This window comes from Lactobacillus sp. A27 (genome assembly GCF_016742815.1).
Lineage (GTDB): Bacteria > Bacillota > Bacilli > Lactobacillales > Lactobacillaceae > Lactobacillus > Lactobacillus gallinarum.
This window is the reverse complement of sequence record NZ_JAEHNT010000008.1, coordinates 31314-54306: the sequence shown is the minus strand read 5'-3', so window position 1 is coordinate 54306 and position 22993 is coordinate 31314. Positions and strand designations below refer to the sequence as shown.

The 22993-nt window shown below is 39.5% G+C and carries 15 protein-coding genes and 4 tRNA genes; 17 read left to right on the top strand and 2 right to left on the bottom strand.

Features of this window, described 5'->3' with window-relative positions; all coding sequences use genetic code 11:
* Positions 1 to 50 precede the first annotated feature (50 nt).
* The 4 genes from ftsH (at position 51) to lysS (ending at position 5828) form a co-directional block, all read left to right on the top strand.
* Positions 51 to 2216: an ATP-dependent zinc metalloprotease FtsH gene (gene ftsH, locus JEM49_RS01480; protein ID WP_025005277.1), complete on the top strand. Its 2166-nt coding sequence runs from the start codon at positions 51 to 53 to the stop codon at positions 2214 to 2216.
* 52 nt (positions 2217 to 2268) lie between these two features.
* Positions 2269 to 3159, top strand: a complete 891-nt coding sequence (hslO, locus tag JEM49_RS01475) for an Hsp33 family molecular chaperone HslO (RefSeq protein WP_098044356.1) — start codon at positions 2269 to 2271, stop codon at positions 3157 to 3159.
* Between the two features lie 77 nt (positions 3160 to 3236).
* The gene (gene dusB, locus JEM49_RS01470) at positions 3237 to 4262 is read left to right on the top strand and encodes a tRNA dihydrouridine synthase DusB (RefSeq protein WP_025005275.1); all 1026 of its coding nucleotides are present in this window, start codon (positions 3237 to 3239) and stop codon (positions 4260 to 4262) included.
* A 15-nt stretch (positions 4263 to 4277) separates the two neighbouring features.
* A complete protein-coding gene (gene lysS / locus JEM49_RS01465; protein ID WP_087176678.1) occupies positions 4278 to 5828 on the top strand; it encodes a lysine--tRNA ligase in 1551 nt (516 codons plus the stop codon).
* Between the two features lie 66 nt (positions 5829 to 5894).
* On the opposite strand, the gene JEM49_RS01460 is transcribed toward lysS, so the two are convergent.
* The gene (locus JEM49_RS01460) at positions 5895 to 6350 is read right to left on the bottom strand and encodes a GNAT family N-acetyltransferase (RefSeq protein WP_005721185.1); all 456 of its coding nucleotides are present in this window, start codon (positions 6348 to 6350) and stop codon (positions 5895 to 5897) included.
* Between the two features lie 212 nt (positions 6351 to 6562).
* On the opposite strand from JEM49_RS01460, the gene JEM49_RS01455 reads away from it, so the two are divergent.
* The 8 genes from JEM49_RS01455 to rpoC all read left to right on the top strand — a co-directional run bounded on the left by JEM49_RS01455 (position 6563) and on the right by rpoC (position 17766).
* Positions 6563 to 6637, top strand: a tRNA-Gly gene (locus tag JEM49_RS01455).
* Between the two features lie 110 nt (positions 6638 to 6747).
* Positions 6748 to 6822, top strand: a tRNA-Gly gene (locus tag JEM49_RS01450).
* Positions 6823 to 6930: 108 nt separating this feature from the next.
* Positions 6931 to 7005, top strand: a tRNA-Gly gene (locus tag JEM49_RS01445).
* A 35-nt stretch (positions 7006 to 7040) separates the two neighbouring features.
* A tRNA-Pro gene (locus JEM49_RS01440) sits at positions 7041 to 7114 on the top strand.
* Positions 7115 to 7190: 76 nt separating this feature from the next.
* Entirely contained in the window at positions 7191 to 7646 is a 456-nt protein-coding gene (locus JEM49_RS01435) for a GAF domain-containing protein (protein WP_025005272.1), read from the top strand.
* A gap of 106 nt (positions 7647 to 7752) precedes the next feature.
* On the top strand, positions 7753 to 10233 hold the full coding sequence (locus tag JEM49_RS01430) for an ATP-dependent Clp protease ATP-binding subunit (RefSeq protein ID WP_201873304.1): 2481 nt from the start codon (positions 7753 to 7755) through the stop codon (positions 10231 to 10233).
* Between the two features lie 222 nt (positions 10234 to 10455).
* A complete protein-coding gene (rpoB, locus tag JEM49_RS01425) occupies positions 10456 to 14097 on the top strand; it encodes a DNA-directed RNA polymerase subunit beta (protein ID WP_025005270.1) in 3642 nt (1213 codons plus the stop codon).
* A gap of 15 nt (positions 14098 to 14112) precedes the next feature.
* Positions 14113 to 17766 carry a DNA-directed RNA polymerase subunit beta' gene (gene rpoC / locus JEM49_RS01420; protein WP_025005269.1) on the top strand — a complete coding sequence of 1218 codons (3654 nt, stop codon included), beginning with the start codon at positions 14113 to 14115 and terminating at the stop codon, positions 17764 to 17766.
* 52 nt (positions 17767 to 17818) lie between these two features.
* Here the strand turns inward: rpoC and JEM49_RS01415 are convergent, their stop codons facing one another.
* Positions 17819 to 18502, bottom strand: coding sequence for a prepilin peptidase (locus JEM49_RS01415; protein ID WP_201873302.1), 684 nt, complete (start codon positions 18500 to 18502; stop codon positions 17819 to 17821).
* Between the two features lie 182 nt (positions 18503 to 18684).
* Here JEM49_RS01415 and rpsL point away from each other — a divergent pair, with 182 nt between their 5' ends.
* The 5 genes from rpsL (at position 18685) to rplC (ending at position 22993) form a co-directional block, all read left to right on the top strand.
* Positions 18685 to 19092, top strand: coding sequence for a 30S ribosomal protein S12 (rpsL, locus tag JEM49_RS01410; RefSeq protein WP_025014719.1), 408 nt, complete (start codon positions 18685 to 18687; stop codon positions 19090 to 19092).
* Between the two features lie 15 nt (positions 19093 to 19107).
* Positions 19108 to 19578 carry a 30S ribosomal protein S7 gene (gene rpsG, locus JEM49_RS01405; RefSeq protein WP_003549021.1) on the top strand — a complete coding sequence of 157 codons (471 nt, stop codon included), beginning with the start codon at positions 19108 to 19110 and terminating at the stop codon, positions 19576 to 19578.
* Positions 19579 to 19611: 33 nt separating this feature from the next.
* Positions 19612 to 21705: an elongation factor G gene (gene fusA / locus JEM49_RS01400; protein ID WP_201873301.1), complete on the top strand. Its 2094-nt coding sequence runs from the start codon at positions 19612 to 19614 to the stop codon at positions 21703 to 21705.
* A 317-nt stretch (positions 21706 to 22022) separates the two neighbouring features.
* The gene (gene rpsJ / locus JEM49_RS01395) at positions 22023 to 22331 is read left to right on the top strand and encodes a 30S ribosomal protein S10 (protein WP_003549023.1); all 309 of its coding nucleotides are present in this window, start codon (positions 22023 to 22025) and stop codon (positions 22329 to 22331) included.
* 23 nt (positions 22332 to 22354) lie between these two features.
* Positions 22355 to 22993 (top strand): 50S ribosomal protein L3, encoded by a 639-nt coding sequence (rplC, locus tag JEM49_RS01390; RefSeq protein WP_003625776.1) that lies wholly within the window; start codon positions 22355 to 22357, stop codon positions 22991 to 22993.

The following is a 22993-nucleotide window of genomic DNA, read 5'->3' as shown; positions in this document are numbered from 1 at the left end:
TTGTGATAAAATTTTAAACGTATAACTTAGAGACTTTGCGGAGGTTTTTTATGAAGAATAACCGGAATCGGCTGTTATCAAACGGCCTATTCTATATAGTTGTGTTCCTTTTGCTCCTATGGGGAATCAACTGGGCACTCGGCGGTTCTAACAATAGTGGTAGCTCAGAAAATATCAGCTATTCACAATTTGTTAAAGATTTGCGTCAAGGCAAAGTTAAAAACTTTAGTGTTCAACCTGCAAACGGTGTATATACTGTTTCAGGTAGTTACAAGACTGCACAAACAACAAAGAATCAATCAAATAATAGTTTTGATTTCTTTAGTAATAACTCAAGTAGAAAAGTATCACGCTTCTCTACTACTATGTTACAAAATGATTCTACCGTTTCTAACGTGCAAAACTTGGCACAAAAGAGTAACGCTCGGATGACGACTCAAGGAGAATCACAGTCTGGCAATTGGATTTCAACCATTGTCATGCTTGTGCCAACCGTTTTGTTTATTGTCATGCTTTGGATGATGATGAATCAAGGTGGTGCTGGCCGTGGCGGCAGCGGCGGAATTATGAATTTCGGTCGTTCACACGTCAAGCCAGAAGATCCTTCTAAGAATAAGGTTCGTTTCTCTGACGTAGCCGGTGAAGAAGAAGAAAAACAAGAATTAGTAGAAGTTGTTGAATTTTTAAAGGATCCATCAAAATATACTAAGTTAGGTGCTAGAATCCCATCTGGTGTTTTACTTGAGGGTCCTCCTGGTACTGGTAAAACCTTGCTTGCACGTGCCGTAGCTGGTGAAGCTAACGTGCCATTTTACTCAATTTCAGGTTCTGACTTTGTTGAAATGTTTGTTGGTGTTGGTGCAAGTCGTGTACGTGACTTGTTCAATAATGCCAAGAAGAATGCACCAAGTATTATCTTTATTGATGAAATTGATGCCATCGGTCGTCGTCGTGGCAATGGCACCGGCGGTGGCAACGATGAACGTGAACAAACTTTGAACCAATTATTGGTTGAAATGGATGGTTTTGAAGGCGATGAAGGTGTTATCGTCATTGCCGCTACTAACCGTTCAGATGTGTTGGATCCGGCTTTACTTCGTCCAGGTCGTTTTGACCGTAAGGTTTTAGTTGGTCGTCCAGACGTACGTGGCCGTGAAGCTATTTTGAAGGTTCATGCTAAAAACAAGCCACTTGCTCCAGATGTAGACTTGAAGGAAGTTGCTCGTCAAACTCCTGGGTTCGTTGGTGCAGATTTGGCTAATGTCTTGAACGAAGCTGCTTTGGTTGCTGCACGTAGAAATGGTACTGAAATTACTGCATCAGATATTGATGAAGCTGAAGACCGTGTTATTGCAGGTCCAGCTAAGAAGGATCGTTTAATTGCAGAACCCGAAAGACGCCGTGTTGCTTTCCACGAAGCTGGACACTCAATCTGTGGTTTGGTCTTAAGCGATTCAAGAACTGTACGTAAAGTAACTATCGTACCACGTGGTCGTGCTGGTGGTTACAACATCATGCTTCCAAAAGACGATCAATTCATTTTGACTAAGAAACAATTATTTGAACAAATTGTTGGTTTAATGGGTGGTCGTGCTGGTGAAGAAGCAACTATTGGTGATAAGTCAACTGGTGCTTCTAACGACTTTGAACAAGCTACTGCTATTGCTCACAGCATGGTAGTAAATTACGGGATGACTGAATCATTGGGTATGGTTGAACTTGAAAAAGAGGGCGAAACCAATCCATACGGCTTTAAGCCATACAGTGAAGCTACTTCAGCTAAAATTGACGAAGCCGTTAAGAAGATCTTGGATGAAGCTCACGCTAAAGCACTTGAGATTGTTAAGGAAAACAAGGAAAAGCATAGAATTATCGCTGAAGCCTTGCTTAAGTACGAAACTTTAGACGAAAAGCAAATCATGTCTTTATACAAGACTGGTAAGATGCCTGAAAAATACGAAAGTGAATATCCAAGTGAATCCAAGGCTTCAACTTATGAAGAAGCTAAGGCTGCTGCAGAAAAGCGTGAAGTTGAAAAAGCAGAAAAGAAAGATTCAGATCAAGCATTAGCTAAACAAGAAAAATCTGCTTTGGAAACTCCATCAGAAAAGAATCATGAAGTTGAAGAAAATAATCCTGAAAATCCAGAAAAAACTGAAAATTCAGATAACTCAACTAAAGATACTTCTGCAGATGAAGAGCACAAAGATAATTAGATAAAAATGGGGCCTGTAACGGGCTCTATTTTTTTAGAGAGAAGGAATAAATATGAGTGATTATTTAGTAAAATCAATCGATAAAACTAAAAATTTACGTTTACTGACAATTACCGCTAAAGATGTTGTTGGTGAAGCACAAAAGCGTCATGATTTATGGTCTGCTTCTTCTGCTGTTCTTGGTCGTACACTGGTTGGTACGCTTTTGTTAGCGGGCGCCGAATTAACTGATAAAGAAGAATTGACAGTTAGATTGATGGGCAACGGTCCTGTAGGTCCAACTATTGTTACAGCTACTGCCGATTTAAAGGTGAAGGGTTACGTACGCAATCCACATATTGCTTTGCCACCAAAGAAGAATGGCCATATTGATGTAAAAAGAGCTGTTGGTCAAGGTATGCTTGAAGTTACCAAAGATTTAGGCTTAAAAGAACCATATACTGGTCAAGTTCCGATTGTTTCTGGTGAAATTGCAGAAGATTTTGCATATTATTTGACGAAGTCAGAACAAATTCCGTCAGCAGTTGGTTTATCTGTTTTTGTTAATCCAAATAATTCTATCGGCGAAGCTGGCGGATTTATGCTTCAAGCTTTACCAGGTGCCAGTGATGCTTTGATTACTGAAACAATTAAGAGAATTAAGGCTTTGCCAGCTCTTTCTACTGCATTTTTAGATGGAATGACACCAGAAGATTTAGCACGTAAGATCTTAGGCACTGACTGTAAGATTCTTGAAAAAGATGATGTAGCATTTAGCTGTAACTGTTCTAAAGAAAAATATGCAGGTATTCTTGAAACTTTGAAGAGTTCACAATTAAAGGCCATGATTAATGAAGATCATGGTGCAGAACTTACTTGCAATTTCTGCGGAAATAAGTATCATTACACTGAAGATGAATTAAAGGCTATTTTAGCCAAGAAAAATGAAGAAAAAGATTATTAATTAAATAAAAAGTCCTAGGGTTTTGTCCTGCGGGGCTTTTTTGATATTATAATAAGGTATTTTGAAAGGATGATTTGGTGGATAACAGCTGGAAAATTCGCGATATCACCATTCCTAACCGAGTTGTTGTTGCGCCGATGGCGGGAGTTTCAAATTCGGCGTTCCGCGTTGTATGTAAGGAATTCGGAGCTGGGCTGGTTGTTTGCGAAATGATTTCTGATCATGGAATTATTTATCGAAACAAAAAGACCTTAAGCATGATGGATGTAGATCCACGAGAGCACCCAATGAGTATTCAGATCTTTGGGGGAACTGAAGAAACATTACTTCAAGCTGCTCAATACATTGATCAACATACTGATGCTGACATTATTGATATTAATATGGGTTGTCCTGTGCCTAAAGTAACTAAAACCGATGCTGGTTCAAAATGGCTGCTTGATTCTAATAAAATTTATCAAATGGTCCATGCCGTGGTGCAAAATGTGCAGAAACCTGTTTCTGTTAAAATGAGAACAGGTTGGGATAAAAAGCACGTGTTCGCGGTAGAAAATGCTTTGGCTGCTCAAGAAGCAGGTGCTAGCATGATCGCAATGCATGGTCGCACCCGTAAGCAAATGTACCAAGGTGAAGCAGATTGGGAGATTTTGCACGATGTAGCTCAGGTGCTTGATGTGCCGTTTGTAGCTAACGGTGACATTAGAACTCCCGAGCTTGCCAAGAAGGCTTTAGATGAAATTGGTTGTACTGCTGTGATGGTAGGACGTGCTGCTTTAGGTAATCCTTGGATTTTAAAGGATATGACGCATTATCTAGAGACTGGTGAAAAATTACCACCACAAACAGTGCGTGAGAAGGTAGAAACTGCTAAGCATCAACTTCATGCGTTAGTTAAAATTCATGGTGAAAAGCGAGCAGTACCAGAATTTCGTCAACAGGCTGCATACTATTTAAAGGGAATTCCCCGTTCAGCCCGTACTCGTGCTAAAATAAATGAGGTCTGGACGCGTCAAGAAGTATATGACTTACTCGACAATTTTGTTGATGAGTATGAAAAAAGAGAAAAAGCTCGTGCTGCAAGACGCGCGGCAATGAACAAATAATGGAGGAAAAATAAATTGGCAAAGAACGAAATGAATGACCAATTACGTGTTCGTCGTCAAAAGATGGACGAAATGCGTGAAAACGGAATTGAACCATTCGGTCAAAGAAAGTTTGATCGTCAAGATTTAGCAAGTACTTTGGAAGAAAAGTATGGTAAAGAAGATAAAGACGAATTAAACGATGATATGCCTAAGACCAAGATTGCAGGTCGTATGCTTGCAAAGCGTGGTAAGGGTAAGGTAGGTTTCGCAGACCTTTACGACCGTACTGGTAAGATTCAAATTTATGTACGTAAGGATATCGTAGGCGAAGACAACTACAAGGTCTTTAAGAAATCAGATATTGGTGACTTCTTGGGTATTGATGGGGAAGTTATGAAGACTGATACTGGTGAGTTGACTATTCGTGCTACTCACGTAACCTTCTTATCAAAGGCTCTTCGTCCTTTGCCAGATAAGTACCACGGCTTAAAGGATGTTGAAGCAATTTACCGTCAACGTTACCTTGATTTGATTACTAATCGCGATAGTTACATGCGTTTTGTTCACCGTACTCAAATTATCCAAGCTATTCGTGATTACTTAAACAAGCAAAACTTCTTGGAAGTTGAAACTCCAGTACTTCACAACATTCCTGGTGGTGCTGAAGCTCGTCCATTTATTACTCACCACAACGCTTTGGATATTAACCTTTACATGAGAATTGCTTTGGAACTTCCATTGAAGCGTTTGATTGTTGGTGATATGGAACGTGTTTACGAAATCGGCCGTGTATTCAGAAACGAAGGTTTGGACACTCACCACAACCCAGAATTTACTGAACTTGAAAGTTACGCAGCATACTGGGACTACCACGATGTTATGGATGAAGCTGAAGGTATTATCCGTGCTGCAGCTAAGGTTGTTTCAGATGACGGTAAGATCACTTACCAAGGTACTGACATTGATTTGGGCAAGCCATTCCGTCGCGTTCACATGGTTGACTTGATCAAGGAAAAGACTGGCGTTGACTTCTGGAAGCCAATGACTCTTGAAGAAGCAACTAAGATTGCGGAAGACCACGACATCCACGTTGAAAAGTTCTGGAAAGTTGGTCACATTATTAACGCCTTCTTTGAAAAGTACTGTGAAGAAACTATTGTTGACCCAACATTTGTTTACGGTCACCCAGTAGAAATCTCACCACTTGCTAAGAAGAATGCTGACGATCCAAGATTTACTGATCGTTTTGAAATTTACATCATGGGTGAAGAATACGGTAACGCCTTCTCAGAATTGAATGATCCTGATGATCAACGTGAACGTTTCGAAGCTCAAATGGAAGAACGTGAAGCAGGTAACGACGAAGCTGACATGATCGATGAAGATTACCTTCGTGCTATGGAATACGGTATGCCACCTACAGGTGGTTTGGGTATCGGTATTGACCGTTTGGTAATGCTTTTAACTGATGCTCCAGCTATTCGTGATGTCTTGCTCTTCCCAACAATGCGTCCAGAACGTGTTGAAAGCGTAGAAGCTGAAGTTAAGGCTGATATGGAAAAGAAGAATAAAGAAAACAAATAGTATTATAAATTAAAAAACTCTTATCTATGTTTTAAGCATGGATAAGAGTTTTTGTTTATGTATTTTTTAATTGAGAATCATTTTTTCATCAGAGTATTTTTTAGGATCATTTAAATCCCATTGCTGATATCTAACTTCTTGACACTTAAAGCCTAATTTTTTGTAAAGCTTTTTGGCCTTAGTATTTTCTGCAAATACGTCAAGACTAACTGGTCGACTCATGTACCTCAAAGCTGTCGTTGCTAAAGCATACCCGATACCTTTATTTTGATGAATTGGATCTACATAAATGTAATCCAGTTCTTGGGGATGAACTGCAACGAAGCCCAATATGCTGTCAGCATCATAAGCTACATAAATTTTGCAGGAGAAAAAATCATCCTTATATGGAGCTGTCTCTAAAGGTATGAAGTATTTTTCTGCACCACCAATTGTTAGCTCTTCTTTACGACTAACGTCGTGAATGCGGCATACTTCAGCATAATCGTTTGGTTGATATTCTCTGATATTAAATTTTGGCATGTTTTTCTCGCTTCCTAATATTAAGATTTTGATTTAGAAAGCAATAGTACGTAATCTCATGTGAAATCTCCTTTAATTAAATTGAAGATATTGTAGCAATTTTTTTAATTCGGTACAATAACTAAAATTAACTTAGTTAAAAACAGATAAGTAATATTTTTTCAAAAAGTATTTGCAAAGAGAATAATCTTTGCTATAATACTTTTTGTATCGCGGAAGTAGTTCAGTGGTAGAACATCACCTTGCCATGGTGGGGGTCGCGGGTTCGAATCCCGTCTTCCGCTCCAAGATGAAGAGCTCACGAATGTGAGCTTTTTTTGTGCCTAAAATAAATTTATCTTTTTTGATAAAAAGGTCTTGCAAAGAAAAATGTATTTGCTATAATAATAACTGTTGTGCGGAAGTAGTTCAGTGGTAGAACATCACCTTGCCATGGTGGGGGTCGCGGGTTCGAATCCCGTCTTCCGCTCCAAGATAAAAGCTCACGGAAGTGAGCTTTTTTTGTGCCTAAAATAAATTTATCTTTTTTGGCAAAATACCTTGCAATGAAAAATGCATTTGCTATAATAATAACTGTTGTGCGGAAGTAGTTCAGTGGTAGAACATCACCTTGCCATGGTGGGGGTCGCGGGTTCGAATCCCGTCTTCCGCTCCAAGATAGAAGGCTCACCGAATGGTGAGTCTTTTTTTCGGGAAATAGCTCAGTTTGGTAGAGCGCTACGTTCGGGACGTAGAGGTCGCGCGTTCAAATCGCGTTTTCCCGATTATATTTAAGCTGTCTTAATAGACAGCTTTTTTCTTTTTGCTATAATACACACTAAAACTATAGGGGACATGAGAATGACAGCTACTACGAAAGAAAATTATGAATTGTTAGTGCAGCAGGCAAAGGCACTAGTTGATGGCGAAGATGACTGGATTGCCAATACTGCTAATTTATCTGCGCTTTTGTTTAATTCGCTTAATAATGTTAATTTTGCTGGTGTTTATCGCTTTGAAAACGGCGAGTTGATTTTAGGCCCATTCCAAGGGATGCCAGCTTGTGTGCATATTCAAATGGGTAAAGGCGTTTGCGGAACAGCAGCTAAGGAAGAAAAAACGCAAATTGTGCCCAACGTCCATGAATTTGCTGGTCACATCGCTTGCGACAGTGCTTCGAATTCTGAAATCGTCGTGCCTATTTTTAAGGATGAAAAATTATGGGGCGTTTTCGATTTTGATTCTACTAAGCTAAACAATTTTGATGAAACAGATCAAAAATATTTAACTGAAATTGCCGCCGCAATTTTTGATTAATTGCGCGTTTTTGATCATAATTATCACGGAGATAAGTTAAATTATTTTACTTACTGACAAAATAAAAGTAAAATACCATAACGTATTTTAAAGGGGTGGTGTTTGTATGGAAAACTCATATAGTAAAAGCGTTAATCAAGTATTGGAAATTGCACGTGAACAAGCACAGAATTTCCATCATCGCTTAATCGGAACAGAACACGTTTTATTGGCTTTAGTAATTGAAACAGACGGTGAAGCAGGGAAGATACTTCGTTCATGGGGCTTAACTCCTACTGCTGTGCGTGAAGAAATTGAGCGCTACACCGGCTACGGTTCAGCACCTAAAGCTAGTTATATGGAAATGTCACCTCGTTTAAGCTTGGCACTAGATTATGCAAAAAGACAAGCCGATCAAGGTGGATATAAAGAAATTGAAACTAATCATGTTTTGCTTGGAATAACAGCTAGTGAACAAGTCTTGTCGGCCATGATTCTCAAGAATTTAAATGTGGATATTGGTCGCTTACGTCAAGATGTTAATGATAGCTTAGATCAGGAACAAGATTTTGGCGACTCAGCAAGCTGGTTAGGTAATAGCAATACAGCTACAGGGCAAAAGAAACGTAAAAATAGTACTACACCAACTCTAGATAAAGTAGCTGTTAATTTGAATCAACGTACTCGTGAAGGCGGTATTGATCCAGTTATTGGCCGCGAAAAGGAAATTAAGCGAGTTATTCAAATTTTGTCTCGTCGTACTAAGAATAATCCAGTTTTAGTAGGTGAACCTGGTGTAGGTAAGACTGCAGTCGCTGAAGCAATTGCTACAGAAATTGTTAATAAAAGAGTGCCAGAGGATTTACTCAATAAACGAGTAATGGCTCTTAACATGGGCAGTTTAGTAGCAGGTACCAAGTATCGTGGCGAGTTTGAAGATAGAATGAAGAAGATTTTGGATGAAATTGCTAAAGATGGCAAGGTCATTCTGTTTGTTGATGAAATGCATACTTTGATTGGTGCTGGTGGTGCTGAAGGAGCAATCGATGCTTCTAATATCTTGAAGCCATCACTTGCTCGTGGCGATATTCAAATGATTGGTGCTACTACATTTGATGAATATCAAAAGTATATTGAAAAAGATCAAGCATTAGCCCGGCGTTTTCAACAAGTACGTTTGAATGAACCTACTAAGAAAGATACATTGGCTATATTGAATGGACTTAGACCTAAATATGAGAAGTTCCATCATGTAACTATTTCAGATGCCAGTCTTGAGGATGCTGTTGATCTATCTAGCCGTTACATTACCAATCGTTTCTTACCCGATAAGGCAATTGATCTGGTAGATGAAGCCAGTGCAGCTGTTAAAATTAAGACTAATGTTGGTTCAAATAAAGATTTAGTTCAAATTAATGAAAAAATAAAGAGTATTATTGAGCAAAAAAATGAAGCTGCTGCAAGTCAAAACTTTGTTCAGGCTGCGCAACTTCAAGAAGCACAAAATAACTTGCAAATGCAACGAGAAAAAATGGAAAATGCGCTGCAAGTTAAAGTTAGTGCTGAGGCTATTGTTGAACCAGAAGATATTGCCAAGGTAGTGTCTGATTGGACAGGCGTACCAGTTACTCAAATGAAGAGGGATGAGAGTCGCCAATTAGCTAACCTCGAAAGTATTTTGCACAAACGAGTTATTGGACAAGATAAAGCTGTCTCCGCTGTAGCTCGTGCAATTCGTCGTAGTAGAAGTGGTATTAAAGATGAACGACGCCCAATTGGATCATTCTTATTCTTGGGCCCAACTGGTGTAGGTAAAACGGAACTTGCTAAGTCAGTTGCAGCCGCAATGTTTGGCTCAGAAGATAATTTGATCAGATTAGATATGTCAGAATATATGGATCAAATCGCTTCCAGCAAGTTAATCGGGTCAGCACCTGGTTATGTTGGTTATGAAGAGGGCGGTCAACTTTCTGAACAAGTTCGTCGTCATCCATATTCTGTTGTCTTGCTTGATGAAGTTGAAAAAGCTCACCCAGATGTATTCAATTTACTTTTGCAAGTCTTAGATGAAGGATTTTTGACAGATTCTAAAGGCAGAAAAGTTGATTTTAGAAATACGATTATTATCATGACTTCTAATCTGGGATCACGTACTTTATTTGACAGCAAGGCTGTAGGCTTTAATGCTGATAAGGTTGATCAAGCTAAGGCAAGACAAGCTAAGGTAGAGCAAGCAATTAAACAATTCTTCCGTCCAGAATTTTTGAATAGAATCGATGAGACGATTATCTTTGATGAATTAACTAAGAAACAATTGCGTGACATTGTTACCTTGTTGACTCATAAATTGGTAGTTCGTTTGCAGAAGAAAGGAATCACACTTAAGATTTCTCGCGCTGCTCTAGATAAAATCGTTCAAGATGGTTATGATCCCGAAAATGGTGCTCGACCACTTAGAAGAGCAATTCAAAATGATATCGAAGATAAGTTGGCAGAAATGTTGATTACCGGTGAAGTAAAAGCAAATGATACTTTAAAAATCGGTAGTCAACATGGCCATTTAAAATTTGATGTTGTTTCTGATAAAAAGCTGGCAAAAACTAAGTGATATCAGGCATTAGACCTTGACAAAAAGTAGAAAAAGACATATAATTTTTGCTGATTTAAAAAGACTGAGATTCAGGATTTTGCTGATCTATTGTCCAGCAAAATGATAAGGACAAAAACGAAAAAGCTTCGTTTTTGTCTTTTTTATGCCTAAAATTGCAGTTTTTTGAATTTGTAACAGAAATGTAATATTTGCTTTCTTAGACAGAAAGGATGTTTTTCCTTGTTAAATGGACACGTAGTGAACTACGGTAAGCATCGAACTAGACGTAGCTTCTCTCGCATTAAAGAAGTATTGAAGCTCCCTAACTTAACTGATGTTCAAACCGAATCATATAAGTGGTTTCTTGATAAAGGCATTAAAGAAGTCTTTGATGACATCATGCCTATTAGTGACTTCTCAGGTAAGCTTTCATTAGAATATGTTGGCTACAAGCTTCAAAAGCCTAAGTATACAGTTGATGAAGCTCGTGATCATGATGCAACTTATGCTGCACCAATGCACGTAACTTTGAAGCTTACTAACCAAGAAACTGGTGAAATTAAGACTCAAGATGTATTCTTTGGCGATTTACCATTAATGACTGAATCAGGTTCATTTATCGTCAATGGTGCCGAAAGAGTTATTGTTTCTCAATTAGTAAGATCTCCAGGTGTGTACTACACTGGTGATTACGACAAGAATGGTCGTCAAATCTTTGGTACTACTGTTATTCCTAACCGTGGTGCTTGGCTTGAATATGAAACTGACGCTAAGAATGTTTCATTCGTTCGTGTAGACCGTACTCGTAAGTTGCCACTTACTGTTTTAATTAGAGCTATGGGTATTGGCTCAGACAGTGACATCATCGATATGTTTGGTCAAAGCGATACTTTGCAATTTACTTTGGACAAAGATGTTCACAAGAATCCAGCAGATTCTCGTGTAGCCGAAGCTTTAAAGGATATTTACGAAAGATTACGTCCAGGTGAACCTAAGACAACTGATTCATCACGTTCACTTTTGTATGCTCGTTTCTTCGATCCACGTCGTTATGATTTAGCACCAGTTGGTCGTTACAAGATCAACAAGAAGCTTTCTCTTAAGAATCGTTTGTATGGTCAAACTTTAGCTGAAACTTTGGCTGATCCAGATACTGGTGAAATCATTGCTAAGAAGGATACTGTTGTTACTCACGAAGTAATGGACAAGTTAGCTCCATACCTTGATCGTGATGACTTCAAGATGGTAACTTACCAACCTTCAAAGGAAGGCGTATTACCAGATCCTATTACAGTTCAAGAAATTAAGGTTTACTCAAAGGTAGATCCTGAACGTGAAGTCAAGTTAATGTCAAATGGTCACATTGCTGCAGATGTTAAGCATTTAACTCCAGCAGATGTTTTGGCTTCAATCAACTACTTCTTCGCATTGCAAGACAAGATCGGTACAACTGATGATATTGACCACTTGGGTAACCGTCGTATTCGTCGTGTTGGTGAACTTCTTCAAAACCAATTCAGAATCGGTTTGGCAAGAATGGAACGTGTTGTTCGTGAAAGAATGTCAATCCAAGATCCTTCAACTGTTACTCCACAACAATTGATCAATATTCGTCCAATTGTTGCAAGTATCAAGGAATTCTTCGGTTCATCACAACTTTCACAGTTCATGGATCAACACAACCCATTGGGTGAATTGACTCACAAGCGTCGTATGTCAGCCTTAGGGCCTGGTGGTTTGACTCGTGACCGTGCTGGATATGAAGTTCGTGACGTTCACTATACTCACTATGGTCGTTTGTGTCCTATCGAAACTCCAGAAGGTCCTAACATTGGGTTGATTAACTCACTTGCTTCATACGCAATCATTAACAAGTATGGTTTCATCGAAACTCCATACCGTCGTGTATCTTGGAAGACCCACAAGGTTACTGACAAGATCGACTACTTGACTGCTGATGAAGAAGATAACTACATCATTGCTGGTGCTAACACTCCTTTGAATGATGATGGTTCATTTAAGAGTGATTTAATCTTAGCTCGTCAAAAGGAAGATAACGTCGAAGTTACTCCAGACAAGATTGACTACATGGACGTTATTCCTAAACAAGTTGTTTCTGTAGCTTCAGCATGTATCCCATTCCTTGAAAACGATGACTCTAACCGTGCTTTGATGGGTGCCAACCAGCAACGTCAGGCTGCTCCTTTGATCAACCCACATGGCTCACTTGTTGGTACTGGTATGGAATATCGTGCAGCTCACGATTCAGGTGCTGCCTTAGTAGCTAAGGATGCTGGTACTGTTGAATACGTAGATGCAAACGAAATCCGTATTAGACGTGAAGATGGTACTTTAGACAAGTACACTCTTGAAAAGTATCGTCGTTCAAACAACTCTAAGTCATACAACCAAACTCCTAATGTTAAGTTGGGTGATCATGTTGATGCTAGTGATGTTATTGCTAACGGTCCAACTATGGATCATGGTGAACTTGCTTTAGGTCAAAACCCACTTATTGCCTTCATGACTTGGAACATGTACAACTATGAAGATGCCATCATGCTTTCAGAACGTTTGGTTAAGGATGATGTTTATACTTCAATTAGTATTGAAGACTACGAATCAGAAGCTCGTGATACTAAGCTTGGTCCTGAAGAAATCACAAGAGAACTTCCTAACATCGGTGAAGATGCTTTGAAGGACCTTGATGCTGATGGTATTGTCCGCGTCGGTGCTGAAGTTCACGATGGTGATATTTTGGTAGGTAAGGTAACTCCTAAGGGCGTAACTGAATTATCTGCTGAAGAAAGATTACTTCACGCTATCTTTGGTGAAAAAGCTCGTGAAGTTCGTGATACTTCACTTCGTGTACCACACGGTGGTGGCGGTATCGTTCAAGACGTTAAGGTTTACACCCGTGAAGCCGGCGATGAACTTTCACCAGGTGTTAATACTATGGTTCGTGTTTACATTGCACAAAAGAGAAAGATTCAAGTTGGGGACAAGATGTCTGGTCGTCACGGTAACAAGGGTACTGTTGCTGCTGTCGTTCCAGAAGAAGATATGCCATACTTACCAGATGGTACTCCAGTAGATATCTGTTTGAACCCAATGGGTGTTCCATCACGTATGAACATTGGACAGCTTCTTGAATTGCACTTGGGTGCTGCAGCACGTCAATTAGGTATTCACGTAGCTACTCCAGTATTTGATGGTGCTAACGAAAGTGATGTTTGGGACACTGTTCGTCAAGCTGGTGTTGATAAAGACGGTAAGACTGTTATCTACGATGGTCGTACCGGTGAACCATTCCACAACCGTGTTTCAGTTGGTGTCATGCACTACTTGAAACTTACTCACATGGTTGATGACAAGATCCACGCACGTTCAATTGGGCCTTACTCATTGGTTACTCAACAACCTTTGGGTGGTAAAGCTCAGTTTGGTGGTCAGCGTTTCGGTGAAATGGAAGTTTGGGCCCTTGAAGCTTATGGTGCAGCTTACACATTGCAAGAAATCTTGACTTATAAGTCAGATGACGTTGTTGGTCGTGTAAAGGCATATGAAGCAATTGTTAAGGGCGAAAGAATTCCTAAGCCAGGTGTTCCAGAATCATTCCGTGTGCTTGTTAAGGAACTTCAATCATTAGGTTTGGATATTCGTGTTCTTGATATGAATCATAATGAGATTGAACTTCGTGATATGGATGAAGATTCAAGTGAACATTTAAACATTGATTCATTGTCACGTATGGCAGAAGAACAAGAAAAAAAGAAGTTAGCCGAAGAAACTGGAAAATCAGAAGATAAAAAAGACGATAAGAAAGATGCAGATAAGCCAGTAGCTCCTGCAGATGAATCTGACGACAAAGTTTCTAAATAGTAGGAGGTTAAACTTTTGATCGACGTAAATAAATTTGAAAGTATGCAAATTGGTCTTGCATCACCTAACAAGATCAGAAGCTGGTCATATGGTGAAGTTAAGAAGCCTGAAACCATCAACTACCGTACTTTAAAACCTGAAAAAGATGGTCTATTTGATGAAAGAATCTTTGGACCAACTAAAGATTGGTCATGTGCCTGTGGTAAATATAAGGGTGTTAGATACCGTGGCATCGTTTGTGACCGTTGTGGTGTTGAAGTTACTTCTTCAAAAGTAAGAAGAGAACGTATGGGACACATTGAATTAGCTGCCCCTGTAACCCACATTTGGTACTTCAAAGGTATCCCTTCAAGAATGGGTTTAGTATTGGATATTTCTCCAAGATTGCTTGAAGAAGTTATCTACTTTGCTGCATATATCGTAATTGATCCAGGTGATACTGATCTTGAGCCTAAGCAATTATTAACTGAAGCAGAATACCGTGAACAAAAAGCTAAATACGGTAACCGTTTTGAAGCTAAGATGGGTGCTGAAGCTATTCGCGAATTGCTCAAGAAAGTTGACCTTGATAAAGAAGTTAAAGATTTGAAGAAAGAGCTTCAAACCGCAACTGGTCAAAAACGTACTCGTGCAATTAGACGTTTGGATATTTTGGACGCATTTAAGAATTCAGGTAATAAGCCTGAATGGATGGTTATGGATGCAGTTCCAGTTATTCCACCAGATCTTCGTCCAATGGTTCAACTTGAAGGTGGCCGTTTTGCTACCTCAGATTTGAACGATTTATATAGACGTGTAATTAACCGTAACAATCGTTTGAAGAGATTGCTTGATTTGAACGCTCCTAACATCATCGTTCAAAACGAAAAGCGTATGCTTCAAGAAGCTGTTGATGCTTTGATTGACAACGGTCGTCGTGGTCGTCCAGTTGTTGGACCAGGTAACCGTCCACTTAAGTCACTTTCACACATGCTTAAGGGTAAGCAAGGTCGTTTCCGTCAAAACTTGCTTGGTAAGCGTGTTGACTACTCCGGTCGTTCAGTTATCGATGTTTCACCAAAATTGAAGTTCTATCAATGTGGTGTTCCACGTCCAATGGCTTTGGAATTATTTAAGCCATTTGTAATGCACGAATTGGTTAAGCGCGGTATTGCTTCTAACATTAAGAATGCTAAGCGTAAGATTGATCGTGAAGATGATGATATTTGGGATGTACTTGAAGACGTTATTAAGGAACGTCCAGTTCTTTTGAACCGTGCACCTACTCTTCACCGTTTGAGTATTCAAGCATTTGAACCAGTTTTGGTACCAGGTAAGTCAATCAGACTTCACCCATTAGCTTGTGAAGCTTACAATGCCGACTTCGATGGTGACCAGATGGCCATCCACGTACCACTTTCTGATGAAGCTGTTGCTGAATCTCGTTTACTTATGCTTGCTGCTCACCACATCTTGGCTCCTAAGGATGGTAAGCCAATCGTTACTCCATCACAGGATATCGTTTTGGGTAACTACTGGTTGACTCAAGCTGAACGTGGTCGTGAAGGTGAAGGCATGATCTTTAGTTCACCAGCTGAAGCAACTGTAGCCTATGAAAATGGTGATATTCACTACCATACTATTATTGGTATGTCAGCTGATGCTATGCCTAAGAAGCCATGGCCACAAGGTCATGAACATGGCATTTTCATTACTACATACGGTAAGCTTGTCTTTAACCAATTATTCCCAGATGATTACTTCTACATCAATGAACCAAGTGAAGAAAACTTAAATAATCCTTTGGATGCTAAGTACTTCTTAGGTGAGGGTCAAGATATTCATGACAAGATTGATGAAGTTGGCGATGATTTAATTGCTACACCATTCAAGAGTAGTTTCTTGTCAGACTCTATTGCTACTATCTACAAGTACTACAAGGTTCAAAGAACTTCAGAATACTTGGATGACTTGAAGAAGTTAGGTTACACTAGTTCAACTACTTCAGGTATTACTATTGGTATGAATGACGTTCCAGAAATTCAAGATAAGGATGAAAAGGTAGCTAAGGCACGTAAGCAAGTTGATATTGTTTCTAAGCAATTCAGACGTGGTTTAATTACTGAACAAGAACGTCACGACCGGGTAATTAGTATTTGGAATGCATGTAAGGATGAAATCCAAAACGAAATTGCTCAAATTCACTCACCACGTAACCCAATTTCAATCATGGCCGACTCAGGTGCCCGTGGTAACATTTCTAACTTTACTCAGTTAGCTGGTATGCGTGGTTTGATGGCTACTCCTAACGGTGGTTTGTTCGAAATTCCTGTTACTTCAAACTTCAAGGAAGGCTTGTCAGTATTGGAATTATTCATGTCCACTCACGGTGCTCGTAAGGGTATGACGGATACTGCCTTGAAGACTGCTCAGTCAGGTTACTTAACTCGTCGTTTGGTTGATGTTGCTCAGGACGTTATTATTCGTGATGATGATTGTGGTACTGATCGTGGTATTACAGTTAGCGCCATCATGGAAGGTGACGAAATGATCGAACCATTATTTGATCGTTTGGTTGGTCGTTTCACTGCTGAAACAGTTAAGGATCCTAAGACTGGTGAAGCTATTGTTGGCAGAGATGTCATGATGGATGAAAACATGGCTCATAAAATCTGTGATGCAGGAGTAACCCATGTTAAGATTCGTTCAATTCTTACCTGTGATACTCCACACGGTGTATGTCGCAAGTGTTACGGTATGAACCTTGCTACTGGTGAAGAAGTTGAAGTTGGTGAAGCAGTAGGTACTGTTGCCGCTCAATCAATTGGTGAACCTGGTACTCAGCTTACTTTGAGAACTTTCCACAACGGTGGTGTTGCCGGTGCCGAAGATATTACTCAAGGTTTGCCTCGTGTGCAAGAATTGTTCGAAGCACGTAACCCTAAGGGTCGTGCAACCATTTCTGAAGTAGATGGTGTAATTGATTCAATTCAAGAAAATCCAGCAGAACATACTCGTGAAATTACTGTTAAAGGTAAGATTGATACTAGAAGTTACAGTGTTCCTTACACTGCTTCTGTTGCTGTATCTGAAGGCGATTATGTTCACCGTGGTGATAAGTTGACTCTCGGTTCTGTTGATCCTAAAGAATTGATCCAAGTTACTGATACTTTAACTACTGAAAAGTACATCTTGGCTGAAGTTCAAAAGGCATATAGAATGCAGGGTGTAGACATTGCCGACAAGCACGTCGAAGTATTGACTCGTCAAATGCTTCAAAAGGTACGTGTCCTTGATCCAGGTGAAACTGACATCTTGCCAGGTGAAGTTATGGATATCGGTCAATTTAGAGACCGTAACAAGGAAGTTATTATTTCTGGTGGTATTCCAGCAACTGCACAAAGCGTTATCCTGGGTATTACTAAGGCTGCTTTGGAAACTAATAGTTTCTTGTCAGCTGCTTCATTCCAGGAAACTACTCGTGTTCTTACTGATGCTTCAATCAGAGGTAAGAATGATCCACTTCTTGGACTTAAGGAAAACGTTATTATCGGTAAGATTATTCCAGCTGGTACTGGTATGCCTGTATACCGCAGCATGGAACCTGAAGCTGACGTTAAGAAGCCAGATTCAGTTTACTCAATTGCTGATATTGAAAAGCAAATGAAAGAAAAAGAACAAAGTAAGTAAAATTTAGTTCTTATAAAAAGCGTTTCTATTCATAAAGAATAGGAACGCTTTTTTAGTTTAAAAATTGTGTTAGAACTAAACCTAAGAAAATAAATGGTATGAAAGGATAATGATAGTTGGAATCTTTATGTTCAATTACGAAAAATAATAAAAGTGAGAAGCAAGCAAATAAAAATATTATGTTAGCAATAGAAGGAGTTAAGTAACTGGCAATAGTGAGATAAATTAATAGGTCGCCTAGCCCCATTTTATGCTTAAAAATACTCCAACTGAAAATTGAAATAATTAATATAAGAGAAATAAAATCTAAGGTCGTAAAAGCAGAGAACTTATTTTCTAAGATAGCGATAGTTATTGCAGGAAAAAGAAAGAAAAGATCAAATTCTTTTTCATAAAAATCAGCGATAGCCGTCAAAAGAAGAGAGGAAAGAAACACAGAAGATGTGATGCCACTAATAGAGCTGAAGTCAATCAAAGAAAAGGCAAATCCTCCAACTAATTCAAACAGAAATAATTGACTTGGAATAGATTGTTTACAATAATGACAACGTCCTTTCAATAATAAGTAAGAAATAAGAGGAATCTCGTCCAGCAAAGATAATTCAAAGTGACAATTTTTGCAATAAGAGCGAGAAAAAATGAAATTTCTGTTCTCCCATCGATCAAAAACTACTGCCATGTGGGATGCAATACAAGTTCCAATTGCAAAATTAGTAAAAGTATAAATTAAATTCAAAAAATCACCTCACTATTTAATACGCAAAAAATCATTGTTTTTCTTTTTTTATTTTGAAAAAGTTTGATTTCTATTAAAAACCGAGTACAATAGTGTTTGTATGTTTTGAACAGTCTGTTCGTGAGTATAAAAAGAAACTCCCGGATGTGTGAACAAAATAGTAATTTTAGGAGGAAATTTTAATGCCAACCATTAATCAATTGGTAAGAAAAGGCCGTCATTCAAAGGTTACTAAGTCAAAGTCACCTGCTTTGAATTACAGCTACAACAGTATGAAGAAGGAATCAGTATTCAACCCAGCTCCACAAATGCGTGGTGTTGCAACTCGTGTGGGTACTATGACTCCAAAGAAGCCTAACTCAGCTTTACGTAAGTACGCTCGTGTACGTCTTTCAAACTTAATCGAAGTTACTGCTTACATTCCAGGTGAAGGCCACAACTTGCAAGAACACTCAGTCGTTTTAATTCGTGGTGGTCGTGTAAAGGACCTTCCTGGTGTTCGTTACCACATCATTCGTGGTGCCCTCGATACTGCTGGTGTTGATGGCAGAAAGCAAGGCCGTTCTAAGTACGGTACTAAGAAAGATTAAAGGAGGAGTTAAATAATGCCTAGAAAAGGTCACGTAACTAAAAGAGACGTTTTAGCAGATCCAGTTTACAACTCAAAGCTTGTTACCAAGTTAATTAACCACTTGATGATTGATGGTAAGAGAGCTAAGGCATCTTCAATCCTTTACGATGCTTTCAACATTGTTCAAGACAAGACTGGTAAGGAACCACTTGATGTATTTGAAGAAGCTATGAACAACGTTATGCCAGTTTTGGAAGTTAGAGCTCGCCGTATCGGTGGTTCAAACTACCAAATCCCAGTTGAAGTACGTCCTGAAAGAAGAACTACTTTAGGTTTAAGATGGCTTGTTTCATACGCTCGTTTACGTAACGAACACACTATGGATGAACGTTTAGCTAACGAAATCATCGATGCTTCAAACAACACTGGTTCAGCAGTTAAGAAGCGTGAAGACGTTCACCGTATGGCTGAAGCTAACCGTGCATTTGCACACTACCGCTTCTAATTCGTTCGTTTTATTTTAAGGAGAGAATAATTTATGGCTAACAAGCGTGAATTTCCATTAGCAAAGACACGTAACATTGGTATTATGGCCCACATCGATGCGGGTAAGACTACTACTACTGAACGTATCCTTTACTACACTGGTAAGATCCACAAAATTGGTGAAACTCACGAAGGTGATTCACAAATGGACTGGATGGATGAAGAAAAGGAACGTGGTATCACCATTACTTCTGCAGCCACTACTGCACAATGGAAGGACTACAGAATTAACATCATTGATACCCCAGGACACGTTGACTTCACTATCGAAGTTGAACGTTCACTCCGTGTTCTTGATGGTGCCGTAACTGTTCTTGATGCCCAAGCTGGTGTTGAACCACAAACTGAAAACGTATGGCGTCAAGCTGAAACTTACGGTGTTCCTCGTATTGTTTTTGTTAACAAGATGGATAAGATTGGTGCTGACTTCGATAAGTCAGTTAAGTCATTGCACGAACGTTTAAACGCTAATGCACATGCTGTTCAAATGCCAATTGGTTCAGCTGACACTTTTGAAGGTGTTATCGACTTAATCAACATGGTTGCCGACATCTACGACGAAGACAAGCTTGGTTCTAAGTGGGATACTGTTCCAGTTCCTGACGAATACAAGGAAGAAGCTGAAGCACGTCGTAACGACTTAATTGAAGCCGTAGCCGATGTTGATGACGGCATCATGGAAAAATTCCTTGGCGGTGAAGAAATTTCTAACGATGAATTAAAGGCAGCTATCCGTAAAGCTACTTTGGACTTGAAGTTCTTCCCAGTTTACGCTGGCTCAGCCTTCAAGAACAAGGGTGTTCAAATGATGCTTGACGGTGTTATTGACTACTTGCCATCACCACTTGATGTTAAGCCTTATGTTGCTCACGATCCTAAGACTGGTGACGAAGTTGAACTTATGGCTGACGACAAGAAGCCATTTGCAGCTCTTGCATTTAAGATTGCTACTGACCCATTCGTAGGTCGTTTAACTTTCATCCGTGTTTACACTGGTTCTCTTGAATCAGGTTCATATGTTTTGAACGCTTCAAAGAACAGTCGTGAACGTGTAGGTCGTTTGCTTCAAATGCACGCCAACTCAAGAACTGAAATTCCAGAAGTATTCTCAGGTGATATCGCTGGTGCCATCGGTTTGAAGAACACCACTACTGGTGACTCATTAACTGACCCAGATCACCCACTTATTTTGGAAAGCTTGAAAGTTCCAGATCCAGTTATCCAAGTATCAGTTGAACCTAAGTCAAAGGCTGACCGTGATAAGATGGACGTTGCTTTGCAAAAGCTTACTGAAGAAGACCCAACTTTCCGTGCTGAAACTAACCCAGAAACTGGTCAAACTTTGATCTCAGGTATGGGTGAACTTCACCTTGATATCATGGTTGAACGTATGAGACGTGAATTTAACGTTGATGCTAAGATCGGTGAACCACAAGTTGCTTACCGTGAAACCTTCACTAAGGAAGCTAAGGCACAAGGTAAGTTCGTTCGTCAATCAGGTGGTAAGGGTCAATACGGTGACGTTTGGATTGACTTTACTCCTAACGAAGAAGGTAAGGGTTACGAATTTGAAGATGCCATTGTTGGTGGTGTCGTTCCTCGTGAATTCATTCCTTCAGTTGACCAAGGTTTACAAGAAGCTATGAAGAATGGTGTTCTTGCAGGTTACCCATTGATCGATGTTAAGGCTAAGCTTTACGATGGTAGTTACCACGAAGTCGACTCATCAGAAGCTGCCTTCAAGGTTGCTGCTTCACTTGCTTTGAAGAACGCTGCTTCAAAGGCTGGCGCTGTTATCTTGGAACCAATTATGAAGGTTCAAGTAACCACTCCAGAAGAATACTTAGGTGATGTTATGGGTTCAATCACTGCTCGTCGTGGTACTATGGAAGGTATGGAAGACAGAGCAGGTGCTAAGATCATCAACTCATTTGTTCCACTTTCAGAAATGTTTGGTTACGCAACTACTTTGCGTTCATCAACTCAAGGTCGTGGTACATTTACTATGGTATTTGATCACTACTCACCAACACCTAAGTCAATTCAAGCTGACATTATTAAAAAGCGCGGCGGCGAAGCTGAATAATTTTTAATAGTGAAAAGCTTTATGCTTTTAGCTTAATTGAAAACAATTACATATAAAAAAGAGTTATTGAGAATTTTCAATAACTCTTTTTTTGTAAATCTTTTTTAGAAAAAATGCCCTTAAGCCTTGATATTTAAGGAAAGACAAAGTACAATAGTCTTTGTGCTTAAGGGACGATTGTGCCTTGAGTAATTAAAATTGTTGTAAAGCGTTGACGCAAAAGGTTGCGGCACGCCAGGCTGCATTGCCACAGTGGCGTGCGGGGAATTTTTGCCGAGCGAGTCATCTTTTAAAGAAGACGTTAAGGAGGTAATTTAATGGCAAGTCAAACAATTCGTATTAGACTTAAGTCATACGAACACGGTATTCTCGATGAATCAGCTGCTAAGATCGTAGCTACTGCAAAGAGAACTGGTGCTGAAATTTCAGGTCCAGTTCCTCTTCCAACAGAAAGAACTTTATTCACTGTTCTTCGTTCACCACACAAGAACAAGGACTCACGTGAACAATTCGAAATGCGCACTCACAAGCGTTTAATCGATATTTTGAATCCAACACCTAAGACTGTTGATTCATTAATGAAGCTTGATCTTCCAAGCGGCGTAGACATCGAAATTAAGTTGTAATTTAAATAGAAAGAGGTGTAAACATGACCAAAGGAATCTTAGGAAGAAAAGTTGGTATGACTCAAATCTTTACTAAAGATGGTGTCCTTGTTCCTGTAACAGTTGTAGAAGCAACTCCTAACGTTGTTATGCAAGTTAAGACTGTTGAATCAGACGGTTACGAAGCTGTTCAATTAGGTTACCAAGACAAGCGTGAAGTTTTGAGCAACAAACCAGAAAAAGGTCATGCTGATAAGGCAAAGACTTCACCTAAGCGCTTCATTCGGGAAATCCGCGGTGTTGAGCTTAAGGACTATGAAGTCGGCTCAGAAGTTACTGTGGATACATTCAAGGAAGGTGACGTTGTAAACGTTACTGGTACTTCAAGAGGTCATGGATACCAAGGTAACATCAAGCGTTGGGGCCAATCAAGAGGACCAGAAACCCACGGTTCAAGATACCACAGAATTCCTGGTTCAATGGGTTCCATCATTAACCGTGTACCAAAGGGCAAGCGTTTGCCAGGTCACATGGGTATGAAGAAAGTTACCATTGAAAACTTAGTAATTGAAAAAGTTGTAGCAGACAAGAACGTATTGATGATCAAGGGCAATGTTCCAGGTGCTAAGAACTCATTAATCGTTGTTAAGACTGCTTCTAAAGCTGTTAAGGCTGATAAATAG

Excerpts from the sequence above, each read along its gene's own strand:
- ftsH (WP_025005277.1), top strand. The coding sequence starts at position 51 with ATGAAGAATAACCGGAATCGGCTGTTATCAAACGGCCTATTCTATATA.
- hslO (WP_098044356.1), top strand. The coding sequence starts at position 2,269 with ATGAGTGATTATTTAGTAAAATCAATCGATAAAACTAAAAATTTACGT.
- JEM49_RS01460 (WP_005721185.1), bottom strand. The coding sequence starts at position 6,350 with ATGCCAAAATTTAATATCAGAGAATATCAACCAAACGATTATGCTGAA.
- JEM49_RS01435 (WP_025005272.1), top strand. The coding sequence starts at position 7,191 with ATGACAGCTACTACGAAAGAAAATTATGAATTGTTAGTGCAGCAGGCA.
- JEM49_RS01430 (WP_201873304.1), top strand. The coding sequence starts at position 7,753 with ATGGAAAACTCATATAGTAAAAGCGTTAATCAAGTATTGGAAATTGCA.
- rpsL (WP_025014719.1), top strand. The coding sequence starts at position 18,685 with ATGCCAACCATTAATCAATTGGTAAGAAAAGGCCGTCATTCAAAGGTT.
- rpsG (WP_003549021.1), top strand. The coding sequence starts at position 19,108 with ATGCCTAGAAAAGGTCACGTAACTAAAAGAGACGTTTTAGCAGATCCA.
- fusA (WP_201873301.1), top strand. The coding sequence starts at position 19,612 with ATGGCTAACAAGCGTGAATTTCCATTAGCAAAGACACGTAACATTGGT.
- rpsJ (WP_003549023.1), top strand. The coding sequence starts at position 22,023 with ATGGCAAGTCAAACAATTCGTATTAGACTTAAGTCATACGAACACGGT.
- rplC (WP_003625776.1), top strand. The coding sequence starts at position 22,355 with ATGACCAAAGGAATCTTAGGAAGAAAAGTTGGTATGACTCAAATCTTT.